The organism is Daejeonella oryzae DSM 19973, assembly GCF_000422945.1.
Lineage (GTDB): Bacteria > Bacteroidota > Bacteroidia > Sphingobacteriales > Sphingobacteriaceae > Daejeonella > Daejeonella oryzae.
The window spans coordinates 931,946-955,688 of sequence record NZ_AUHA01000002.1; the positions used below are offsets into that span (position 1 = coordinate 931,946).

Genomic DNA, 23,743 nt, shown 5'->3' on the forward strand with positions numbered 1-23,743 from the left:
TACCTGATTATTAAATTGAGACGTATTTCTACCCATTTGCCCGGCCTATTGGTCCATGCATTTTTTTCAATTCTGATTTTAATCAGCATTTCTGTAAATGCTCAGGTTGATGGATATAAAACTGTTTCAGGTAAAATAGTATCTAAAGAAGGCCTTCCGGTTGAATTTGCCACTGTTATTTTAAAGCATGCAGCAGATTCAGCTGTTGTTAAAGTTGAAATTTCCGGAAAACAGGGTTCTTTTAATTTTGAAGGGATAACAGCAGGCAGTTATTTAATCTCGGTAAATTATATTGGTTTTGTGAATGCCACCTTCGGACCGTATCATCTGAGTTCAGCCGAGGTTCGGAAATTAACAGGCGATCTCATTATTAAACCCTATAGTAAGGTTTTGGATGAAGTGGATATCACTGCCAAAGAACGGTTTGTAGAAATAAAATCAGGTAAAATTATTCTGAATATAGAAAGCAGTATTTTATCTTCCGGAAGTACAGCTTATGATATTTTAAACAGAGCTCCGGGTGTGCAGATAGATAATAGTGATAACATAAGACTTAATGGTAAGTCGGGTGTATTAATTATGATAGACGGGAAGCAAACGTTTATGGAAAACGAGAACCTGATTGATTTGCTTAAAAATACCCAGAGTGCTAACATACAAGAGGTAGAATTGATCAGCAACCCATCCGCAAAATATGCAGCGGCGGGAATCGCATCCATAATAAATATCCGTATCAAAAAAGATAAGAATTTTGGTACTAACGGAGTTTTATCGGCTATGGCTGGGGGGAGTGATCTGGGCGAGGTTTATGATCCTAACTTTAGGTATTCTACCGGATTAAGTTTTAATCATCGCAATAAAACTCTGAACGTTTTTGGAAATTATAACCATGCAGACATCAGTCAGTCGAAGAATATTTTATCTTTTCGTCAGCTTGCAAATACCAACCGAACCGCAATTGATGTAGATTTTTTTAGTAAGCAGCAGCGGATAGGCGATTCCTATCGGGTCGGAACAGATTTCAATCTGGGAAAAGGTCAGATAATTGGATTTCTGATGAACGGTACATCAAACAGAATTGGAATTGATAAATTGAATAGTTCGGGTATCTTAAATCAGGGATCACTTGACTCCACTATTTTTGCAGAATCTAATCAAAACAGAAAATTAACCAACCACATTTACAACCTGAATTATAAAGGGAGTCTGGGAAAAAAGGCCGGAAATCTGTCAGTAGATCTGGATTACCTCAGTTATGACCGGACTTCCCTGGAATACCTCAAAAATAATTTCAGAACCGCTTCCGGATCTTCGTACCGCGAAAACCTGGACATTAAGAATAGTTCTCCTTCTGAATACACTATTCAGTCATTTAAATTAGACTATTCTGTTCCTCTGAGTGAAAGTTCATCTTTAGATCTGGGTTTGCAGGCCAGTAAAGTTAAAGGTGAAAGCCAGCTTGATTTCGGATCATTAGTTAATTCGGTTTTTCTTCCGGATGCCCGGTTTACAAATCAGTTCAGCATTAATGAGCGTATTAATGCGGCATTTTTCAGCCTGAATAAGGATTTCAAAAATTCCACTTTAGTTATGGGATTGCGGGTTGAGCAAACCAATACAAAAGGACTTTCCATAACATCCTCACTTTTAAACAGCCGCAACTATTTAGACCTTTTTCCTAACCTGCAATACACTCAAAATTTAAATAAGAATAATAAGCTCCTGATAAGTTACAGCCGTAGAATTGGTCGCCCCGGATATGATGCTTTAAATCCTTTTTTAGCATATCTGGATCAATATAGTTTCAGATCAGGCAACCCACTATTAAGACCGGCATACACACAGGTTGTGGAGTTAGGTAATGTGTATAAAGATAAATTCAGCGCCACGCTAAGAGCGAGTTTTGTGGATGACGTTTTTCTTGATCTGAACGAACAGAATGACCAGACTTTTGTCAATACAATTATTACTAAGAATTTAGATAAGGAGTTTACTTACGGTTTGGAGCTGAATGCTCCGATTGAAATTTCGCCATGGTGGAATGCTGATCTGAATTTGCAGGCCAATATGGTTAAATATTCTACTGGTTCATCAATGGGCCTCTTTAACAATACAAGCCCTGATATCATCATCACCACACTTCAGAGTTTTTCATTAGGTAAAAGATTGCAGGCTGAACTTTCTACAGAGTATGAGAGTCCTACTGTATATGGAATTTATAATTTCAAAGCTTCGTATAACGTTGATGCCGGATTTAGTGCCAGTGTATTTCAAAAAAAGGGAAGTTTAAAACTGAGATTTACTGATATTTTTAATATTTCTCAGAATCAATATAGTTCAATTTTTGAAAACCTTGATTTAACCAATTTGAACAAAAATGAAAGCCGTTCAGCTCAGCTTAGTTTCTCTTATTCGTTCGGCAAAAAAACTATTAAATCTGCCAGAAGAAGAAGCACAGGTTCTGAGATAGAACAAGGAAGGGTTGGAAATTAATTGCGTGATATAAAAAAGAAGGATCTGCAAATTTGCAGATCCTTCTTTTAGGGGTATTTGTTGAGCGTTAATTTAGTTCTTCATTCTGTTCGTTTCATCCTCCAGTCCGGTTGAGCGTCTGCGGGCGGCTTTTACTTCATTTTTACCGAATCGGTATGAAAGAGATATTCTTCCCACCTGACTTTCGCCTTTTTCGATAAAGTTTAAGTCCATATTCTGATAAGTAGTTGAAATTTTCTGCTGGCGGGTGTTGAAGATATCATTCATGTTGAAGCTTAAGTTCATCTTGTTATTCATAAATGATTTGCGTAATCCGGCATTCATTACCACCTGCGATCCCACTTTAAATATACCGTATTGTAAAGGCGACTGATATTGGGTGGAAAATTGAGCAGTAAATGTTTTGTTAATGGTAAAAGAGTGATCCATGTTGTAAGTTACTGCCATCTGTCCTGCGTTTAAATCTTCACCCTGGTCTGATTTTGATTTAAATCCCATATGGAAAACCTGCAGGTTATTGTTGATATTCCACCATTTTCTAACCGGTACAGGGGCGTAGATATTTAATCCATAGATGTTTTGTTCATCAAGGTTACGCTGTGTGGCATACGTTCTTAAAGTTTCGTCCTCCTGCTCGGTTACAAAAGTCATTACATCGGCAGTATGACTGTAATTGATGGATGTGGTTATACCTCCTTTATACGTGTGTGAAAGGTCAAATGAACTTGTAAATTGTGGATTAAGGTAAGGATTGCCTTTCTGGAAAGTATATTCATCCAGGAAATTCATAAAAGGATTCAGGTCATCATAACCCGGACGGTCAATTCGTCTGCTGTAAGAAAATCCCAATTGATTGTTTTTATCGAGTGTGCGGGATAATGAAAGGCTGGGAAAAAACTCAATATACTTACGGTCAACCAATTGATTTTTGGTTATTGAATTACCTTTAGAATGAGTGTATTCTGCACGTAGACCCAATTGAATTCCTAACTTTTTGTATTCAGTACTGTAATTTACGTAGGCTGCATTTACATTTTCATCATATAGAAATCGGTTGGTATATTCCGGATCTGCAATCCACTCATTACTGCTTTCAGAAAGTTTTGCCAGCAGTAAATCATTATCAGTTTTTACTATACTTGCTTTAAAGCCTGTTTCAAATTTGCTGCTTTTATTGAGAGGATGTGTGTAATCAATTTTAATAGATTTTACATCAATATCAGAAGGAGAAAAGTTCTTTACAAAAAGTGCGTTGCGCTGTTCTATATTGGTTGCGCTATAGCGGTTGTCTCTTAACTCATCATGATTTCCCTGGTAATTTGAATAATCAAGATCTACAGATAATTCCTTTCCTGCGGTATCCAAAGTGCCTTTATAATTAAAATTATAAGCAACGTTCTGATATTTTTCCTTGTTTGTTCCAACAATAACAATGTCTTCTGACTGATTAAAGTTGTTGTTTCGTGAAGTATAATTATTTGCTTTTTCAGTGTTGTTGTTAAAATATCCATTAACTAACAATCCTACAGTATGGTTTTTGTTGATGAAAAAATCCGCTCCGGTTTTAAAAGAATTGCTATTGCGGCGGTTGTCCAGATTGTTTAACTGGCTGAAATTGGTTACGGTATCTTTATAAGTTACTTTTCGATAAAGGTCCAGATTTTGCAGTCTTCCGTTATCAGAGAAATTATAATTCCCAAATAAATTGATCTTATTCTTTCTGTAATTAAGGGTTGTACCGCCATTATATTTAGATGTTTGGCCATATCCGGTTCCTGCGGTAAGAGTTCCGTTTACTCCATAATTTTTATTCTTTTTTGTTTTGATATTGATAATTCCGGAAGTTCCGGAGGCATCATATTTTGCCGAAGGGCTTGTAATCAATTCTATAGTTTCAATCTGGTTGCTTTGCATATTTCTAAGCATGTTAGCCACATCAGCAGAACTCATATAAGTGGGCTTACCATCCAGCATGATTAATACACCTTGTTTTCCTTTCATTGAAATATTGTCATCTTTATCAATAGTTACACCCGGAGCTTTTTCCAGAACTTCCATTGCTGTATTGCCTGCGGATAAGCTGCTGCTTTCTACATTGACAATCAATTTATCCATTTTACGTTCAATAAAAGGCTTTTGAGCTACAATGCTTACCTCTTTTAACTGTTTAGAATCCATAGAGCTTTGTAATGGAGGGAGGTCTATTTTCAGCTGGCCGGCATTTATATTAAATGATTTGCTGAATACTTTTTTATAGCCAACCATGTTTGCGGATACACGGTATTCTCCTTCCGAAATATTTTCAAATACAAATTTCCCTTCCGCGTCTGCCATGGAACTTTTAACCATTGCAGAATCTTTGGTCTTAACCAGTAAAATGGTAGCAAAGTCTAATGGTTTATTCTGCTCATCAATCACACTTCCTGTAATTTTGCTGCCCGCTAATTTTGTCTGGGCCATAATTTTTGAATTGCTTGATAGCATGATTACAATCATCAATATTGTAATAAATGCGCTGTAATTCTTTCTCATTTTGATGTTGTTTAAGCGTTAAGTTTGGTTTTTTTGGCATGTAGATTTCCTCTTAAGAGCATAAATGCTCTTATCCGGTAATCCAGGTAATATTTTTTGGTTGTAGTTTTGGTGGTGTCTTCTGTTATATCAGCCGGTTATAGGTTTGACGACTAATTAGCAGATTGGGTTACATTCTGGTCTGATATTTTATGAAAGCACTATTTCGCAGGTATGTAATTGAGCTGTTTAATATTCGTGTCTGCTAAACTGGCTTTGCTTGTAATGGCAGTAATCTGAGTTGAAATTAACAGGTTTTGCAGGTACCGCAATCCAAAGGATTATATAGGCCAGAAAACCTGTTAAAGTAGCAACTGCAGCGAATAAGAATACTATTCTTACCAGAGTTACATCAACATCTAAATAATCTGCAAGCCCGGAACACACTCCAGCTATTCTTTTTGAATTTTGGTCCCGATAAAGTTTCTTTTCCATTATAATAAGTTTTAATCAATTAGTATTAAACAATTTTTTTAAAGCATTAATAATTTATACTTCAAATGTATAATGAGAATGGTTTCGGGTCAATATCAAATAGGCAGACTGTCATGTGTTCTCGGTAAACAGCAATAAATCATCGGTTAATTAAATCATTGTTCAACCAACTCACCACGGTTTTTGCGGTAAAGAGAATCATTCGTACATTTTAAACCTGATTCTGTAACAATCCATTCAGAACTTGCTGTATATGAATCGTCTTCCTGGCAATCACGAAGATTGTAATCCTCCAGATAACGGTTCAGGCCACCATCTATAATCAACTTTGTGTTCTTAGGTAAGCGCAGGGTTAATCGTACTTCCTGATCCCTCCAAAGCTGATTTTTTCGCAATTGAGTATTCCAGTCAAATTGCAATACTGAATCTTGCTGAATAAAGCGATAATGGGTTTGCTGGGCAGTTTTTAATGCAGTTTCAAAGTCAGGACCTTTAGCACTGAATTCCTGGGTAAGAATCGGTTTATCTGTGTCACTCATTTCGATGTTTAATCTCACATTCCGTGGCATGTTATAATCTTCATTTCTTCCGCGTATAATAGTTCTGCCCCTGAATTTCCCGGGATCGATATTATAAACCATACTGTCTTCTTTACTCAGGTATTTTTCGGTGTTCAACTTCAGGTAATACACAGAATCGGGTTTTATCTCTGTTACCTGCGAAAAGGTAGCCTCCTCTGTAAACTGTCCTGCTACTTTAGAACCAAAATAGATTGCTAAACCTAAGCCGGTAAGCCAGATTATTAACATCGCAAAAGAGGAGATTCTGGTTACAATTCGTCGATTAAATATTACACGGATGGCAAATAATGTTAAGGCTGCTAGTGGTATAAATAATAGGATAAATGCACTCAGGGACAGCACTGATTTATATTCCGGATTAAAAATATTAAATGGGAATGTGTTCAACTCGCTGCTGTTCCAAAATCCAAGAAATACGAGCAAGCCAATTGTAAGTCCAAGCAGCACCATGCCTCCTATGAAGATTACAAATCCTCCAATAATTTTTATAAATACTTTCAGAATAGAACCCAGTGCTTTTCCCAGTTTGTTTATCAGGGGAACAGCTTCACTGTGCGCACGTGAAAATCCATGTCTTAAGCCTTCCACTTCTTCGTCAAAATTTCTTTTAAAATTTTGCAGGTTAATCGGTTCGCCTTTCATGGCCATTCTATCGGCACGGCTAACTGCTCTTGGCATTACCAGCCATAATATGACGTATAGCATAAAACCGGTTCCTCCAAACAGGAATAAAAGCAGGAAAATGATCCGCACCCAGCGTGCTTCGATGTCAAAATAATGACCTACACCTGAACATACTCCGCCAATAATGCGGTCGTCCATGTCTCTGTATAATTTTTTTCCTGTTTTGAATGGTTCAGATTCTACAAATGCAGGAGCATCGTCATCAATTTCAAAATCAGAAACCCTGCCCATTTGCGCAGTTACATCAGTTACATCCACTAAATCGATCACCTGTTTTGCGGAAATAGTTAAACGCTCTGTAAACATTTCTGCCAGGCGGTTTTCTATGTCTGTAACTATTTCTACGCTGTCGGGAGAATAAACAAAATGCCTTTTAACCTCAGTCATATAACTTCGGAGCACTTCATAGGCATCTTCTTCAATATGAAAAACGATGCCGTTAATATTAATTATGATGGTTTTGTTCATGACTTTAAGTTTAATTGCTTGTTGAGTTAGATTGTTCAGTGCTGGTTCCGGTGTTTCTGCCTTCTAAAGAAATTGAAACTGCGTACGCTAATTCTTCCCAGGTTTTATCCAGACGATTAAGTACTTCTAATCCTGAGGGAGAGAGTACATAATATTTTCTGGGTGGCCCTGAAGTGGATTCCTGCCAATTATAACTAAGAAGTCCATTATTTTTTAAACGTGTTAATAAAGGATATAAAGTTCCTTCTACTACCAGGAGCCGGGCCTTCTTCAGCTCGTTGATAATATCAGAGGCATATATTTCCCCTCGGGAAATAATCGAAAGAATACAGTATTCCAGTATTCCCTTCCTCATTTGGGTTTGTGTGTTCTCAACTATCATGATACAAAGATATATGTATTGATTGGTAATATGCAATACATAGTAGTATATTTTTTCTATGTGTCAGAATTTTATGGTTAATGTGGTTTGAATGCGTTGAAATAACTGTTAAATTATTCAAAAGTTGTTATCAAAACCAATAATTTGTATATTTAATATGCTGATAATGAGATATTTACATTATTGTCAATGTACTTTTTTAAAATTTTTTAAAATTAATTGTTATGAAAGCATTTTTAACTACATGTTTATTCTTGCTCTTCTTAATTTCAAATTCTGTAGCGCAGGATAAATCCGTTACCGGGACGGTAAGGGATAAGGGTGACGGATTACCCATTCCCGGGGTATCTGTAAAAGTTAAGGGAACCACAACGGGTACTCAGACTAACGCTCAGGGGGAGTATAGTTTGCGGGTTCCAGCGGCCAATAATATTTTGCAGTTTTCTTTTCTGGGTTATACCTCTCAGGAATTGAGTATTCCGGCCTCAAACGTATTAAATGTTTTACTGGTAACTGATGCTCAGCAATTAGGTGAAGTAGTAGTAACTGCACTAGGTTTTGAAGCTCAAAAAGATAAGCTTGGTTCCACGAGTTCTACTGTAAAAGGAGAAAAACTTACTGAATCAGGTGAAACTAGTGTACTGAACGGTTTGGCAAGTAAAGCATCCGGAGTCCGGGTAGAGCGTTCGGGAGGTGAACCCGGCGCCGGAACATTTGTTCAGATTCGTGGCCAAAGTACCATAACCGGTAATACCCAACCTCTGTTTGTAGTTGATGGAATTCCGGTTTCAAATACCAATATCATTGGAAACGGAAATTCCAGTAACAGCCCGAATGAAGATGTTGCAGGTACTGTTCAGCAATCCCGTTTAAGCGATTTAAATGCAGATGATATTGCATCTATGGAAGTTTTAAAAGGTGCTTCAGCTGCGGCATTATACGGTACAAGAGCTGCAAACGGGGTTATAATTATCACCACGAAAAAAGGAAAACTTACTGATAATAAAGTAAATATTTCTTTGGTATCAACATATTCCGTTGATAAGCTGAATCAATCCGTTCCGCTTCAAAGATCTTTTGGACAAGGATTAAACGGTCTTTACAATGGCACAAACCCTGCATCATGGGGAGATAAAATTGCGGACCGTGCCGGAGGAGTTGACGCATTCAATACTTCAGGAGCTTATGTTATTTTGCCGGATGGCAGTTTGCGATATCCAATTCCCAACGGTACAGCCGCTAATCCACACGGTGGCAAAAATTCTCAAAATGTTTTTGATCATAGTAAAGAATTATTTCAGGATGGCAATTTTTGGGACAATACATTATCTCTTAGCGGAGGAGATGAAAAAACAATGTATTATACAAGCTTTTCAAATCTCGATCAAAATGGAATTATACGGGAAGGAAGCGAATACCATCGCAAAAATTTTCGGCTAAACGCCGACCGTCGATTCGGAACCAAAGTTAAACTCTCTACTAATTTAGCATATTCGCACGTAAATGCCGATCGGGTTCAGCAGGGTTCTAACTTAAGCGGAATATTTCTTGGCGGTTTACGAACTGCCCCAGATTTCAATTCTGAATTTTTTGAAGGAAATTACGTAGATGCCAATGGTGCCATCTTTCCTAATCGCCAGATCTCATATAGAAATCCTATTGGAGCGAATACCAATTCTGGTTATGATAATCCTTTTTGGATTATAAATAAAATTACAAGCACAACTACAGTAAATCGGCTTTCGGGTTCATTTCAGGGAGATTTAACAGCCAGCAACTGGCTATCATTTATAGCTAGAGGGGGTGTTGATTTTTGGTCCGATGCTCGTTATGACAATTACCCTACTTTATCTGCTGCTTATCCGGGTGGACGTCTAGTCGTTCAGGAACTATCCGAAAATCAAATAAATGCAGATGTAATAGCGAAAGGAACTCACCGTTTTAGTGATCTTTTTGATGGTACGCTGCTGGTAGGATTTAATTACAATAACCGCTACTATGAAAATATCGGTTCGGCAGTTCAAAATTTTATATTACCCGATGCACCTTTTGATCTGACTAATTCAGCAGCTTCATCCCGCTTTCCGTTTAATTACAGGTCCACAATCCGCACCGCTGCGGCGTATGCACAAGCCTCGATCGGTTTAGCTGACCAGTTATTTTTGGATCTTACAGGCAGGTCAGAAAATTCATCCACATTTGCTAATACATTCTTTTATCCTTCAGCAAGCCTGGCCTGGCAGTTTACAAAGCTTCCTTTATTCTCTGAGGGTGAAGGTAAAATATTATCATTTGGTAAATTCAGGGCCAGTTACGGTGAAGTGGGAGTTCAGCCTGATCCATATTTAACCGGTACATATTTTAATCCGGCAGTATCTTTAGAATCTTACGGACCGCAACTGGATGCATCTTCACCAAACTATCAGGGCGGATATTCAAGAAATTTCCTGCAGGGAAATCCGGATATTGAACCGGAAAGGAAAAGAGAATTTGAATTGGGGACTGATCTTCGCTTTGTGAATGACCGGGCCAGTCTTGGTTTTACTTATTACGATAACAAAACAACCGGAGCAATTTTTGGAATTCAGGTTCCGGGTACAACCGGTTTTACACAAAGAAATGATAATGCTGCAGAAATCGCCAATAAAGGATTTGAAGTGGATCTGGGAGCAACTTGGGTTAAAAAACCAAACTTTGAATTCAGTACATCCGTTGTCTGGTCTAAAAATGAGAACAAAGTTACTGATCTAAAAGGCGTTAAATCATTTTTTCTGAATGGATTCGCCGGTAATTCATCCCGGGCAGTAGAAGGTGAACCATTGGGCGTTTTGTGGGGCGTACCTTTTAACAGAGATGCTTCAGGGAATTTAGTGCTCGATGCTAACGGTTTCCCAACTCCCGCTGTAGAAGAATCTATTTTGGGTGATCCCAATCCGAACTGGATAGGCGGAATTACCAATACTTTAAGATTTAAAAATGCGAGTCTAAGCTTTCTGTTTGACCATGTACAGGGAGGTGACGTTTGGAATGGGACAAAAGGGGCGCTATACTTTTTTGGAACACATGCCGATCTGGGTTCAGAAGTTACAGCAAATCAGGATTTAAGAGCCTACGATGGCAGTACAATTACTTCGGGATCAACTTTTCGTGGTTCTATTGGAGATTTTGGTGCCGGTCCGGTTGCTTTAACCCAAGCCTGGTACAGAGATAACGGGGGTGGTTTTGGAAATGCAGGGTCTGAGCAATTTATAGAAGATGGAACCCGTACCCGTCTTCGGGAAGTGAGTGCGTCTTATTTATTTAATGGTTCAAAATTTAAAACTGCAACCAGACTTAGTTCACTGGAATTATCAGTTACCGGACGGAATTTGTGGCTTAACACAGATTATACCGGTATTGATCCGGAAACGAATCTAACAGGTGCCTCAAACGGCCGTGGATTGGATTATTTTAATAATCCAAGTACGAAGTCCTTTCTGTTTTCGGTAAAGGTTAATTATTAAGATTTACTTAAATGCAGCATTATGAAACCTTTAATACAACGCAGATCCAGTATTTGTAAAATACTGTTTCTAAGCTTTATATTTTTTGTTGCCGGATCTTGTAAAAAAATAACGGACGACCTGAATATAAGCCCCAACAGTCCAATAGATTCTCCTCCTGATCTATTGTTGAGTGGTGCACAAACTACATCCATTTTAGTTTATGAAGGAAACCTGGCACGAATCGGAGGAATATTCGCGAATACATTTACAGGCTCTGACCGCCAGTATGTGTTATTTGAAAATTATTTATCCACCGCACCTGATTATGATGATACCTGGGATAATTTATATCAGGGAGTAATAGCTCAGGCTAAAATCATACAGAATAAATCTGCAGCGGTAAACAATCGCGTATTGGTAGGAATAGCACAGGTTATGCAAGCTCAGGCTTTTGGTTTAGCAGCCGATTTATGGGGCGATATACCTTTTACAGAAGCTGGTAATGCGGAATTATATCCTCAGCCGGCTTTTGATCCACAGCTTGATGTGTATGCCGGAATTCAGCTGATGCTTGATTCGGCTATCAATAATCTCGCGTCGGGGGTTGGGCAAACTGCCTGGAATAATTCAAAGGATATATTTTATGGAGGAAACACGGCTAAATGGATAGCTGCAGCTCATACGTTAAAAGCCAGATTTTATTTACATACAAAAAATTATGCATTGGCTTTAAGCGAAGCACAGCAAGGCATTCAGGATGTTTCTGGTAATATGATGGCTCCTCACGGATCTACTTTTGGTGCTGATTTTAATGTTTATTATGATTTTTTGACCTATAATCGCCCGGGATACATGACAGCAGATGGTGCATATCTTCCTTCCTTGCTTGATAGCTCATCTCCAAATTATCGGGGCAACAGTAAAACGGATGAAACCGCTCGGTTCAATTATCTATTTCAGGAAGGATTAAACACCGGAGGGTTGGATCCAAATGTTCTTTGTGATTTTGACTGGGGAGTTCCTACTGAAGAAACAGGATTTTTTGGAGCAAATAACCCTTTTCCATTAATTACTTACGAAGAGAATCAGCTCATAATTGCCGAAACTCAAATGAAGACCGGAAATGCAGCCAATGCTTTAGCAGCATTAAATGCATTTAGAGCCTATTTAAATTCGGGAGGATATATCAGAAGCGGTTATATAGCTCTTGGCTTAAATTATGATCCGTATGTCCTTTCTGATTTTTCTGCCGGGGGAATTGCAAATGCCGCAGGGCTTTTATCTCAGAATGACGCTCTTTTAAAAGAGATCCTTGAGGAAAGATATGTTACGCTTGCCGGTCAGATGGAGCAATTTAATGATCTGAGGAGAACAAAAAATTTTATTGGTGTCCCACCTAAAACCGGCAGCCAAATTCCTCAACGGTACTTTTATCCTCAAAATGAAATTAATTCAAATGCCAACACTCCTCAATTAGGATCAGCTGATTTGTTTGTGGCAACACCTGTAAATACTTCAGCATATTGATTGTTTTTAAATTGAAATAAAAAAAATGCCTCTGAGTATCCTCAGGGGCATTTTTCATTATTGACATAATCATGTTGAAGGCTGTAAGCCAGTTTTATTTTAATTTTTTCCTTTTTATCACCATAATTTGATATAAACTACGCTATATTTTTAATTAATTCATTGTCAGTTGTTTGTAAAGTTGAAATAATAAAGAATGTTTAAACATTTTGTTTTCACATATTAGATGATCATTTTTAAGAATTATATAATTGTAAACTAAACATTAATTATTTCACTATGAAAAAACTTCTACAAAGTTTGTTTCTGCTTTTATTTGTAGCTATTCAGGCAATAGCACAAGTAAGTCCAGAGCGAACTGTAACAGGAACAGTAACAGGAGAAGACGATGGATTACCTCTACCGGGTGTATCTGTTAAGGTTAAAGGAAGCAATATGGCTACCCAAACTTCTGCCAATGGAAAGTATTCCATTGTTATTTCAGGAAATACCTCAACACTAGTATTTTCTTATGTTGGCTATGCCGAAAAACAGGTGCCTGTAGGCTCTGGTAGTACTATAAATGTTGCATTGCAAATTGACAACAAGCAACTTTCTGAAGTTGTTGTAGTAGGTTATGGTACGCAGAGCCGTGCTTTAAGTACTCAAACAATTTCTTCAGTTAATGCCGAATCTTTTAAAAACGTTCCGGTAATTAGTCCGCAGCAAATTTTACAGGGTCAGGCAGCAGGTGTTAACATGGTAAATTCATCAGGTATTTTAGGAGCAGCAGCGCAAATTACAGTTCGCGGTGGTTCATCTTTAAATGCAGGTGGTCAGCCATTATATGTTGTTGATGGAGTTCCATTGAATACTGGTGCTTATACTCAGGCTCAGGGTGGTTCATCAGGTTTAAATCCATTATTAAACATCAATGCAAATGATATTGAAAGCCTTTCAGTTCTTAAAGATGCTTCAGCAGTTGCTATTTATGGATCAAGAGGTGCCAATGGTGTAGTTTTAATTAAGACTAAATCAGGTGCTTTCAACTCTAAAGGAAACATCAATTTTGATTATTACACAGGTTATTCAGAGCCGACTGATATTTTAAAATATATGAATGCTGACCAATGGCGTCAGTTTCGTACAGAATATTTAACAGCGAATAATCTGGCTGTGCCAAATTACCCAACAACAAGTTTTGACTGGGCTGATGCAGTTGTAAGAACAGGTAAAGTAAATAACTTTAATCTGAACGCTGCCGGTGGTAGTGAGAAAACTAAATATTTTGTTGGTGGTACTTTCTCAGATGAATCCGGTTATACTTTAGGAAATGATCTGGAAAAATTATCAGGACGTTTTAATTTCCAGCATAATGTATCTGATAAAGTTAGATTCGGTTTAAACTACAATTTAGCTCGTGTAAATTCAGATCGTATCGGTGCTGAAAACAGTACTTACGCTCCCTTAACTGCAGCTTACTTACAGTTACCATACGTAGTTCCTTATGATGCTGATGGAAATCTTGTAAATACCGGTTTCGTTCAAAACGTTATTGGTTTAGAAACTACCGGTTACAATACTCTTACTTCTACACGTAATACCGGTAACGCTTTCGCGGAAGTTGATATCATTAAAGGATTAACATTCAAAACTGACTGGGGTATTGATAATGTTTTATTTGACGAAAGATACCGTGAAGTTGATGTATTCACACCAGGTGGTTATGCATACGTATCAGAAAGCGGTGATAATAAATGGTTAACCCAAAATACGTTGACTTATAACCGTATTCTTGGTCAGAACCATACATTAAACGCGTTATTAGGTTATAGCTTTGAAACTGCCCGTAATACCAACAACTTATTAGATGGTTCTGGTTTTGCAAGTGATGATCTTCCAAACTTAGGTTCAGCTTCTACCCCAACAACTGCTTCTCAAACTGCATTTGAATTTGCTTTAGAGTCTCAGTTTGCACGTTTAGGTTATGGATACGCCGACAAATATTTATTTGAAGGTTCTTTAAGAAGAGATGGTTCCTCACGTTTTGGTCAAAACAGCAAATACGGTATTTTCTATGCATTATCTGCAGGCTGGGTTTTATCTAACGAAAACTTCTTTAATAAGGATAGTAAATTTGCTCAATTCCTTAAATTAACAGCCAGTTATGGTACTGCAGGAAATGATAACATTGGTTATTATAACTATTTAGGAACTTTTGCTGCAGGTGCTGCTTATTCTGATGCTTCTGCTTCAACTCCTAACCGTGTTGCAAATCCAAACTTAAGTTGGGAAGAAACTGCACAGTTAGATGTTGGTTTAACAGCACGAGTTTTAAATGCGTTAGATGTTCAGCTGAACTATTACAACAAGCTTACTACAGGTTTATTAGCTAACGTTCCTTATCCGTTCACTACTGGTTTTGCTGCAGCGTCTCAAAACGTTGGTGAATTAAGAAACAGAGGTTTTGAAATTACTTTAGGATCTCAAAACATAAAAACAACTAATTTTACCTGGAACACTAACTTCAACATTGGTTTCAACAAAAACACTGTTCTTTCATTACCTGAAAACCGTGATGCAGAAGGCCGTAACTTTATTTTAGGTTCTACTGCCCAAAGAGCTATTGAAGGTGAATCCAGAAACTCTTTTTATGTAATCAGATATAAAGGAATCAATCCTGAAACTGGTGATGCAGAGTGGTTGACAAAAGACGGAACGCCAACAACGACTCCGGTAGCTGCTGACAGAGTTTTAGCCGGTCATGCTGATCCTGATTTTGTAGGTGGTTTCACTAACTCATTCAGATATAAATCATTTGACCTGAGTGCATTCTTTAACTTTGCTTACGGAAACAAAGTACTTATTGATGGATTACGCTTTACAGAAAATTTTGGAACAGGATCTTATAACAAGAGTACTGATCTGTTAGATTATTGGAAGCAGCCTGGAGATAATTCATTTGCTCCACGTTTAAACAGTCCAACACGTACCACTTTCCAACAGCTTTCTACCAGTCAGTTACAAGATGGTTCTTATGCCCGTTTGAAAACTGTAACTCTTGGTTACAATTTCTCACCTGAGTTATTAGGCAAAACTAAATTGATCCGTAGTGCAAGAATTTACGCTCTGGGACAAAATCTTTTAACAATTCAAAACAAAGATTTTAGAGGACCGGATCCTGAAGTTTCAGCTAACGGTGCAAGTAACGGAGTAATCGGAGAATCTTTCTTTGCTCTTCCTCAAGCTAAATCAATCACTTTTGGTATTAACCTAGGATTTTAAATAAAACATAATGAAGATTAAATATATATTAGCAATATCAGCAGGACTAACCCTTTCTCTCAATTCTTGTGAGAAGAAATTAGCCCTTACGCCTGAGCAGGATTTAACTGAAGAGACTATTTTCAATAGTGCGTCTACAGCACGAAGTGCGGTTTTAGGAATTTACAGTACTGCCCAAACTTTAGAATTTTCCGGATCTCTTCCACAGTTAATTGGTGAGTACATGGGAGATAACGTAGAATTTGTAGGCTCTTTTCCAACATTGCAGGAATTAAGAGATTTTACAACGGTTTCTACCAACACCAACATTTCGGGTCTTTGGCAGGTTCACTACCAGGTTATTACCAGAGCAAATAAAGTAATAGCTCAGATTGGAAATGTACCGGGACTTACTGATGCAGAGAAATCTCAGTTTGTGGGAGAGGCTAAATTCATGCGTGCTCTGGCTTACTTCCAGTTAGCAGATATGTTTGCTCAGCCTTTCCAGGTTAGTAATGGAAGTAATCTTGCTGTTCCTTTAGTATTAGAGGATTTCACAGGAACTATTACTTTTCCTGCCCGTAACACTCTGAACGAAGTTCACACTCAAATTCAAACAGATCTGGAAGAAGCATCAGTTGCCTTACCTGCCAGTTATGCTACCGGTATTGATACCAGAGGAAGAGCTACCAAAGGTGCAGCATTTGCATTATTATCAAGGTTAAAATTATACCGTGAAGAATGGCCTGCTGCAGTTACAGCTGCCCGTGCAGCATTAGCAACCGGACAGTATGCACTTGCAGCTGATTATTCTTTCTACGATAAAAATACGGCAGAAGACGTGTTCACAATCCAAAACTCAGCTGTAGATAACGGAAGAACAGGTTCAGGTGGCTGGGCCGCTTACTTCCGCCCAACAGCTGTTGGTGGTCGTGGTGATGCTCCTTTTTCAGCAAGCCTTATTGCTGCTTACGAAGCTGAACCGGGTGATTTACGTTATGCTTTAAAAAGTAGTGGTACAGCTGCCGATGGTTTAACAAGAGTGTTCTCTACTAAATATCCTGATGCTGTAAATAATTCAGATAACTCTCCGGTATTAAGAACTACCGAAGTTTACTTAAATTTAGCTGAAGCTCTAGCAAGACAAACAGCTTTAAGTCCTGAAGCAATTACTATCTTAAATAATCTAAGAAGCCGTGCTGGATTAGCGCCAAAATTGGTTTTCGCAACTCAGCAATCATTAGTAGATGCAATATTACTTGAGAGAAGAAAAGAATTGGCATTTGAAGGTCACAGAAGAATGGATATTCTTAGAAACCGTGGTAATCTGCGTCAGGGAGTAACTTTGGCCGCCTTTGGGGGTGAAAAAACAATCCTTCCAATTCCGCAGAGAGAAGTTGATAATAACCCAAGTTTAGTGCCTAATCCGGGTTACTAAATAGTAAGAAAATAATAAAAAAGGAAGCCATCTGATAAGATGGCTTCCTTTTTTTATGACCTATTTTTCATAGTCTGTTTGCCTCTGTTTTCTGAATTTTTAAACTATAATCCTGAATCCAGATTTAGGGAGTAAAGTGTTGCATCTTATTTTTTTAACTTAATAAATTAACTAAAACTAAAGAATGTACCTAAAAAGGCATTAGTTAAAATATTTTCATAAATAAATGTTAAAAAATGTTAAAGATTAAATACTTAATAATCAGGCAGTTGAAAAATTGTCATTAAAAAAAACGTTTAAACATTTTGTAATGCCTTATTGTATCAGCATTTTTAGCGATTAAATAATCATAAACTAAACATTAATTAATTCAGTATGAAAAAACTTCTACAAAGTTTGTTTCTGTTATTGTTCGTAGCTGTTCAGGCAATGGCTCAAACAACAACAGAGCGAACTGTAACAGGTACAGTAACCGCCCAGGAAGACGGGTTGCCACTTCCGGGTGTTAGTGTCGTAGTAACCGGCACTTCAGTTGGAACCCAAACAGGTGTTGATGGTAAATTTAGTTTGCGTGTACCTGCCGCAAGCAAAAGCATCACCATTACCTACATTGGTTATAGTACTAAAACTATAACATTAGGTGCAAGCAATTCCTTAAATGTTGTATTAACACAAGATATTAACTCATTAAACGAGGTTGTAGTAACCGCGGGTGGTGTTAATATTCAGCGTCGTGAGCAAGGTAACCAGGCTACTACTGTTAGAGCAGCTGAGTTAACTCAGGCTAAAGCGTTTAACGTTGGTAGTGCCTTAACTGGTAAAGTTGCCGGTTTACAGGTAAACGCAGTGAGCAGTGGTGTTAACCCAAGCGTTCGTTTAGTATTACGTGGTAACCGTTCTTTATTAGGTAACAACCAGGCTTTAGTTGTAGTGGATAACGTTATTGTTCCAACAAGTATTTTAGGAAACTTAAATCCTGAAGATATTGAAAGTATCCAGGTATTGAATGGTGCAGGTGCAGCTTCTCTTTACGGTTCTGATGCATCTAACGGAGCTTTATTGATTACTACAAAAAGAGGTAAAAAAGGTCAGACTAAAATTAATGTTGGCCAGGTAACCAGTTTTGAGCAGGTAGCTTTCTTACCTCAGCTTCAAAAAAGATTCGGTTCAGGTACTGGTCCGGATGATATTCCTTCTTACACTGCTTATGAGAACCAGCAATACGGTCCTGCTTTTGATGGCAGCATGCGTGAAATTGGTAAGCCTTTAGCTGATGGATCTATCCAAACTGTTCCTTACAGCTGGTCAAATGATAAAAATAAATTCTGGGATACAGGTGTTTCTAACCAAACAGATTTAAGCTTTTCAGCTGGTGATGATAAAGGTTCTTACTATGCTTCTGGTCAGTATTTCAACCAAACTTCTACAGTTCCTGGTGATAAATACAACAGATTTAGTTTCAGAGTAAACGGATCAAGAGAACTTACCAACAATTTGAATTTTGATTTCAGTACTAACTACGTTCAAAACAGATACGATCAGTCAAGTGATGTTGGTAATGCGTTCAATAACGTATTGCAAACTCCTGGTCAAATTCCATTGACACGTTACAGCGACTGGAGAAATGATCCTTATGCTTCACCGGACGGATACTTTAATGAGTACTATCCAAACCCTTATTTCACGTTAGATAACAATAGAATTTTAACAAGAAATGATTATTTAACCGGTAACGCACAATTAAAATGGTCACCGCTTAAGCCTTTATCTTTCTTATTCCGCGTTAGTTTAGCTACCCGTAATCAATCTAATAAAGGCTGGACTGATAAATTCACTTATTCTGATTACAGATTAGGTATCACCGGTAACTTTGCTAACATCACTGGTAATGTGAACGATGGTTCATCATTTGAAACTCGTGTAAACCCTGAATTCCAGGCGCAGTACATTAATAAATTAAGCAAAGATTTCTCTTTAAACGCTATTTTAGGAGCAAGTTCAAGAGATGATAACTCTAAATCAATTGGAGTATCTTCAAGCAACATGGTTCAGGGCGGACTTTATAACGTTTCAAACACAACTGGTAACCGTAATGGAAGTGAATCAGTAGGACGTGTACGTCAAATGGGTGTTTACGCAGATGCACGTATTGGTTTCAGAGATTTCTTATATCTGCACGTTTCTGGTAGAAATGACTGGAGATCAGTACTGGCAGAAGATAACAGATCATTCTTTTACCCTGCAGCCGATCTTTCATTCATCGCTTCTGATGCAATTCCTTTCCTGAAAAATTCAGAGTCAGTTAACAGCTTGAAATTAAGAGGTGGTATTTCTAAAGTAGGTTTAGTTAATATTGGTGCTTATTCATTAGTTCCAACTTTCGAACAACAGTATGGCTATCCGTACAACGGTATCCCGGGATTAGGTATCGGTAACAGAATCGTTGCTTCTGCTTTAAATCCTGAGATTACAACTTCACAGGAAGCTGGTTTTGATTTAGAAATGTTCAAATCAAGACTTATCGCCAACTTTACTGCATACCAATCACAAACTACAGATCAAACAGTTCCGGTTCAGATTGCTTCAACCACTGGTTTTACTTCTTTCTTAACTAATACAGGAGAAGTTGCTAACAGAGGTTTAGAAACTGCTTTAAGAATTGTTCCGGTAAGAACTGCTTCAGGTCTTGAAGTTACAATTGGTGGTAACTATACTTACAACGAAAACGAAGTTGTTTCAATCAGCAATGATCAGGATCAGCTTTCTTTGGGAACTTTTGGGAATGCAACTATTGCAGCCGTTAAAGGTGAGCCTTTCCCAATGTTAAGAGGTACTGTTTATAACAGAGATCCTCAGGGAAGAGTTATCGTTGATGCTATCACAGGTTTCCCTTCAGTATCTACTGCTCAGTTTAACTTAGGTAACACAGAGCCAAGACACCGTTTAGGTTTAGATGCTACAGTTGGATTTAAAGGTATTCAATTAGCTACTGTATTTGAATTCAGAGATGGTTATGTAATGTACAACGGAGGTTCTACAGGATTTGATTTCTCTGGTGCAGGTATCAGAAATACTTATTTCAACAGAGAAAGGTTTGTAGTTCCAAATTCATCTTACCTGGATCCTGCAACAAATACATATGTTGAAAACACAAACATTACTACCAGAACCGGTGGTGTTGATTTCTGGACTAACGGTCCAAGTAACACAGCGGTTGTAGAAAACTATACTTACTCTGCAGCTTTCTGGAAAATGCGTGAACTTTCTATTACTTATGATTTGCCAAAATCATTATTACAGAATGTAGGCTTTATCTCTGGTGCTAGAATTGGTCTTCAAGGAAGAAACTTATTTTTATTTGCTCCTAAAACCAATCTTTACACAGATCCGGAATACAGTGCTTTTGACGCAACCAGCAATGCTATTGGTTTCAGCTCATTATCTCAAACGCCTCCAGGAAGATTTTTTGGATTTAATCTTTCAGTAACATTATAATTTAACACACATGAAAAAGATTTTTAATTATATATTATTAGGTGCTGTTTTAATAGGAGCTAGCTCTTGTGAAAAGTACCTTGATATAAACGAGAACCCGAATGGCTTTATATCGGCTACCCCGGATCTTGTTTTGCCACAGGCAATTGTGGGCTCAGCCTCATTGACCAACACGTTCAGCAATACTTTAGCTGATGTAGGTGGTCAAAGAGCAAATGGTGGTGGTTTCGGAGGTTTTGGTGACGTAGTTACCTACCAATGGACAAACAACAACGCTGGATATTCTGCCCTTTGGACTGGAACGTATGATAACGTAAACGATTATCAGTATGTGATCAGAGAAACATCTGCTGATCCAAAATTGATTTATTCAACCTCCATTGCCCGGATTATGAAATCTATGGCTTTCGCCAGGTTGGTAGATCAATTCAATGATGTTCCATATTCTGAAGCTTTAATGGGTCAAAAGATACTGACTCCCAAATTTGATAAAGCTGAAGATATCTATCAGGATTTGGTTAAACAGCTTGATACGGCAATGATAGCAATTACAGCAGCTCAGGCAATTGCGTCTACTCCAGCGGCAGCAACAGTTATCGTGTCATCTACTGATCCTTTATTTGGTGGTAATATGACTATGTGGAAGCAATATGCCAATACATTGAAGTTGCGTTTATTGATTAAAATGGCAGGTGTTCCGGCTTTACAGTCAGTAGCAAATCAGGCATTTACAAATTTCAATACTTCTATAGGTTTTATTAACTCTGATGCTATTGTCAACCCTGTTTATGTTAAAATAGATCGTCCAAATCCAACTTATAATTCTTTAGGATACTTAACTACAGGTGCAATCTCTGTAACTTCAAGAATTCCAACAAGATGGATGTACTCTTTTTATAACGGTACAAAATTATCAGATTCATACAGAGGTAAAGCTGTTTACAGAAGCTTTCCATCTACTATCATCAATCAATTGGGTGATGAGTCTGCCGGTGTTCCGGCTGCACCTTCGACTGGTACTTCATGGAGCTTATTAAAAAATAAGGATGCCATAGATACAGTTGGAATTACAAAAGGTGCTGCAATGGGACAGCCTATTATGTTAGCTGCAGAAAGCCAGTTTTTACAAGCTGAAGCTTATGCTCGCGGATACTTAGCAGGTGATTCTAAAATTGCTTTTGATAACGGTATAGCTGCATCATTTACATATTTATATAAAGATGCAAGTAACAAGGTAAAAACAGGATTTAATGTAGCTGCTGATGTGGCTGCTTACCAAACTGAAAATGCACTTAGCTATTTAGTTAATTATGACCTGGCAGTTACCTTGGCTCAAAAAATAGAAGCTATTATTACACAGAAATACATTGCTTTTAATATGATCCAAAATGATGAGGCTTTCAATGAATTCAGACGGACAGGTTACCCTGCAATCGTTGATGGTTCAATTGATCCTACCAGAACTTTTGCATCTAAGCAATCTACTTCTACTAGACCTGATAAATTGCCATCACGTATATTGTATCCTCAAACGGAATACAACTTAAACCCAACAAACGTTCCGGCTGGAATCAATCAGTTTACTTCACGCATTTTTTGGGACCTAAATTAATACACGAAAATCATGAAAAAATACTTTTATAAAACATTAGGTGTATTCCTGGCAGCCGCTACTCTTTCTTCTTGTTTGAAGGATGATAGCATGGTGTTAAATCCGGATAAAGGCCATAACGTAATCGAATTCGCAAATACAACGGATATCCTTGTTCACGGTAGTGTTATTCCATTATATGTTCACAGTTATGAGATTGTGCCTGAAGTAACTCTGCCGGTTTCGGTTAGTTATTCAGGTCCTGAAGCTGTAGCACCTGAGGATATCACAGTTAACATTGCAGTTGCAGATAATTCTCCAATTGATTTGTATAATGAAGAGCAGGAAACTGAATATGAAATGATGCCTGCATCTAACTATACTCTTTCTGCAACTTCGGTAGTAATACCAAAAGGACAGAGCAAAGCAACTTTTTCAGTAAAGTTTAAGCCAAATACTTTTGATCTTTCAAAAGCTTTAGTATTGCCTTTGAAAATATCTTCTGTTTCATCTGGAATTATCAGCGGTAACTTTAATACCATTTTATTAAACGCAGGTGCTAAAAACAAGTATGATGGAAATTATACAGTTACAGCTACTGCTCCAATGGTAGATTTTGCGAATTCAACCATTACTGGTTACTATCCACTTGATTCTGATTTGCATACAACCGGTCCTAATTCAGTAGTAATGTACTGCTATACTTATTTAGGCGGTTTCCAGGGGCACCCTATTAAAGCTGCTGGTGCAAGTTCATATTATGGTAGCTTTGCTCCGGTATTCACAATGGATGCTGACGGTAAAGTTGTAAGTGTAACTAACTACTATGGACAGCCAGCCGGAAACGGACGTTCTGCTCAATTAAACCCAGCAGGTGTAAACAAGTTTACTGTTAATGCAAATGGATCTAAAACATTAGAAGTTAGCTATTATATGTTACAGCCGGGCACTTCGGTTAGAACAACTTTCAGCGAGAAATGGACATTTGTTAAAAACCGTTAATACGTTTTTAAATAATTAAAAAACCGTTCTGAATTATTTTCAGAACGGTTTTTTTGTGAAAGGATATTTGTGTTAATGTTAATGCCTGGAGTAATTCCGTTAGGAAGAATAGCTTAATGATACTTGGGACAGAAAGCGATTTGCAGCCTTGAATTCAATTCTGCAGGAGTATTATTACCGGATAAGGTTTTCTTCAACTAGCGTCTTTAGTATAATATTTTATTCGAGATGTTAAATACAATAGATGATCATGAAGGAACCACAAATTGCTGATATCTTCTATACGCTATAGAAAACTTAAATCACCGGGAAATTACATACCTGTTTAAACAAAAAAAAGACTGCCTT

The 23,743-nt window shown here is 37.7% G+C and carries 12 protein-coding genes; 8 read left to right on the forward strand and 4 right to left on the reverse strand.

From position 1 onward, the window contains the following. The first annotated feature begins 15 nt into the window (after positions 1-15). Positions 16-2,493 carry an outer membrane beta-barrel family protein gene (locus G521_RS0104565; protein ID WP_081675015.1) on the forward strand — a complete coding sequence of 826 codons (2,478 nt, stop codon included), beginning with the start codon at positions 16-18 and terminating at the stop codon, positions 2,491-2,493. Between the two features lie 72 nt (positions 2,494-2,565). Here G521_RS0104565 and G521_RS0104570 read toward each other — a convergent pair whose 3' ends face one another. The 4 genes from G521_RS0104570 to G521_RS0104585 form a co-directional block, all read right to left on the reverse strand. Beyond that, on the reverse strand, positions 2,566-5,025 hold the full coding sequence (locus G521_RS0104570) for an outer membrane beta-barrel protein (RefSeq protein ID WP_026897483.1): 2,460 nt from the start codon (positions 5,023-5,025) through the stop codon (positions 2,566-2,568). Between the two features lie 228 nt (positions 5,026-5,253). Beyond that, positions 5,254-5,499 (reverse strand): PspC domain-containing protein, encoded by a 246-nt coding sequence (locus tag G521_RS16470; protein ID WP_081675016.1) that lies wholly within the window; start codon positions 5,497-5,499, stop codon positions 5,254-5,256. Positions 5,500-5,654: 155 nt separating this feature from the next. After that, a complete protein-coding gene (locus G521_RS16475; RefSeq protein WP_051189452.1) occupies positions 5,655-7,232 on the reverse strand; it encodes a PspC domain-containing protein in 1,578 nt (525 codons plus the stop codon). A 10-nt stretch (positions 7,233-7,242) separates the two neighbouring features. After that, positions 7,243-7,614, reverse strand: coding sequence for a PadR family transcriptional regulator (locus tag G521_RS0104585; protein WP_026897484.1), 372 nt, complete (start codon positions 7,612-7,614; stop codon positions 7,243-7,245). 224 nt (positions 7,615-7,838) lie between these two features. Here G521_RS0104585 and G521_RS0104590 point away from each other — a divergent pair, with 224 nt between their 5' ends. The 7 genes from G521_RS0104590 to G521_RS0104620 all read left to right on the forward strand — a co-directional run bounded on the left by G521_RS0104590 (position 7,839) and on the right by G521_RS0104620 (position 23,395). Further along, positions 7,839-11,117: a SusC/RagA family TonB-linked outer membrane protein gene (locus G521_RS0104590; RefSeq protein ID WP_036678160.1), complete on the forward strand. Its 3,279-nt coding sequence runs from the start codon at positions 7,839-7,841 to the stop codon at positions 11,115-11,117. Between the two features lie 21 nt (positions 11,118-11,138). Continuing rightward, positions 11,139-12,626, forward strand: a complete 1,488-nt coding sequence (locus tag G521_RS16480) for a SusD/RagB family nutrient-binding outer membrane lipoprotein (RefSeq protein WP_051189454.1) — start codon at positions 11,139-11,141, stop codon at positions 12,624-12,626. Between the two features lie 279 nt (positions 12,627-12,905). Continuing rightward, positions 12,906-15,890 carry a SusC/RagA family TonB-linked outer membrane protein gene (locus G521_RS0104600; protein ID WP_026897486.1) on the forward strand — a complete coding sequence of 995 codons (2,985 nt, stop codon included), beginning with the start codon at positions 12,906-12,908 and terminating at the stop codon, positions 15,888-15,890. 10 nt (positions 15,891-15,900) lie between these two features. Then, entirely contained in the window at positions 15,901-17,307 is a 1,407-nt protein-coding gene (locus tag G521_RS0104605) for a RagB/SusD family nutrient uptake outer membrane protein (protein WP_036678163.1), read from the forward strand. 375 nt (positions 17,308-17,682) lie between these two features. Further along, positions 17,683-20,802: a SusC/RagA family TonB-linked outer membrane protein gene (locus G521_RS0104610; protein WP_026897488.1), complete on the forward strand. Its 3,120-nt coding sequence runs from the start codon at positions 17,683-17,685 to the stop codon at positions 20,800-20,802. 10 nt (positions 20,803-20,812) lie between these two features. Continuing rightward, complete coding sequence (locus tag G521_RS0104615; protein WP_026897489.1) at positions 20,813-22,414, forward strand: SusD/RagB family nutrient-binding outer membrane lipoprotein; 1,602 nt, start codon at positions 20,813-20,815, stop codon at positions 22,412-22,414. A 12-nt stretch (positions 22,415-22,426) separates the two neighbouring features. Next, on the forward strand, positions 22,427-23,395 hold the full coding sequence (locus G521_RS0104620; protein ID WP_026897490.1) for a DUF1735 domain-containing protein: 969 nt from the start codon (positions 22,427-22,429) through the stop codon (positions 23,393-23,395). The last annotated feature ends 348 nt before the right edge of the window (positions 23,396-23,743 follow it).

Bases quoted from the DNA above. Each gene is read 5' to 3' on its own strand.
- G521_RS0104570 (WP_026897483.1), bottom strand. From the start codon at position 5,025: ATGAGAAAGAATTACAGCGCATTTATTACAATATTGATGATTGTAATC.
- G521_RS16470 (WP_081675016.1), bottom strand. From the start codon at position 5,499: ATGGAAAAGAAACTTTATCGGGACCAAAATTCAAAAAGAATAGCTGGA.
- G521_RS16475 (WP_051189452.1), bottom strand. From the start codon at position 7,232: ATGAACAAAACCATCATAATTAATATTAACGGCATCGTTTTTCATATT.
- G521_RS0104585 (WP_026897484.1), bottom strand. From the start codon at position 7,614: ATGATAGTTGAGAACACACAAACCCAAATGAGGAAGGGAATACTGGAA.
- G521_RS0104590 (WP_036678160.1), top strand. From the start codon at position 7,839: ATGAAAGCATTTTTAACTACATGTTTATTCTTGCTCTTCTTAATTTCA.
- G521_RS16480 (WP_051189454.1), top strand. From the start codon at position 11,139: ATGAAACCTTTAATACAACGCAGATCCAGTATTTGTAAAATACTGTTT.
- G521_RS0104600 (WP_026897486.1), top strand. From the start codon at position 12,906: ATGAAAAAACTTCTACAAAGTTTGTTTCTGCTTTTATTTGTAGCTATT.
- G521_RS0104605 (WP_036678163.1), top strand. From the start codon at position 15,901: ATGAAGATTAAATATATATTAGCAATATCAGCAGGACTAACCCTTTCT.
- G521_RS0104610 (WP_026897488.1), top strand. From the start codon at position 17,683: ATGAAAAAACTTCTACAAAGTTTGTTTCTGTTATTGTTCGTAGCTGTT.
- G521_RS0104615 (WP_026897489.1), top strand. From the start codon at position 20,813: ATGAAAAAGATTTTTAATTATATATTATTAGGTGCTGTTTTAATAGGA.
- G521_RS0104620 (WP_026897490.1), top strand. From the start codon at position 22,427: ATGAAAAAATACTTTTATAAAACATTAGGTGTATTCCTGGCAGCCGCT.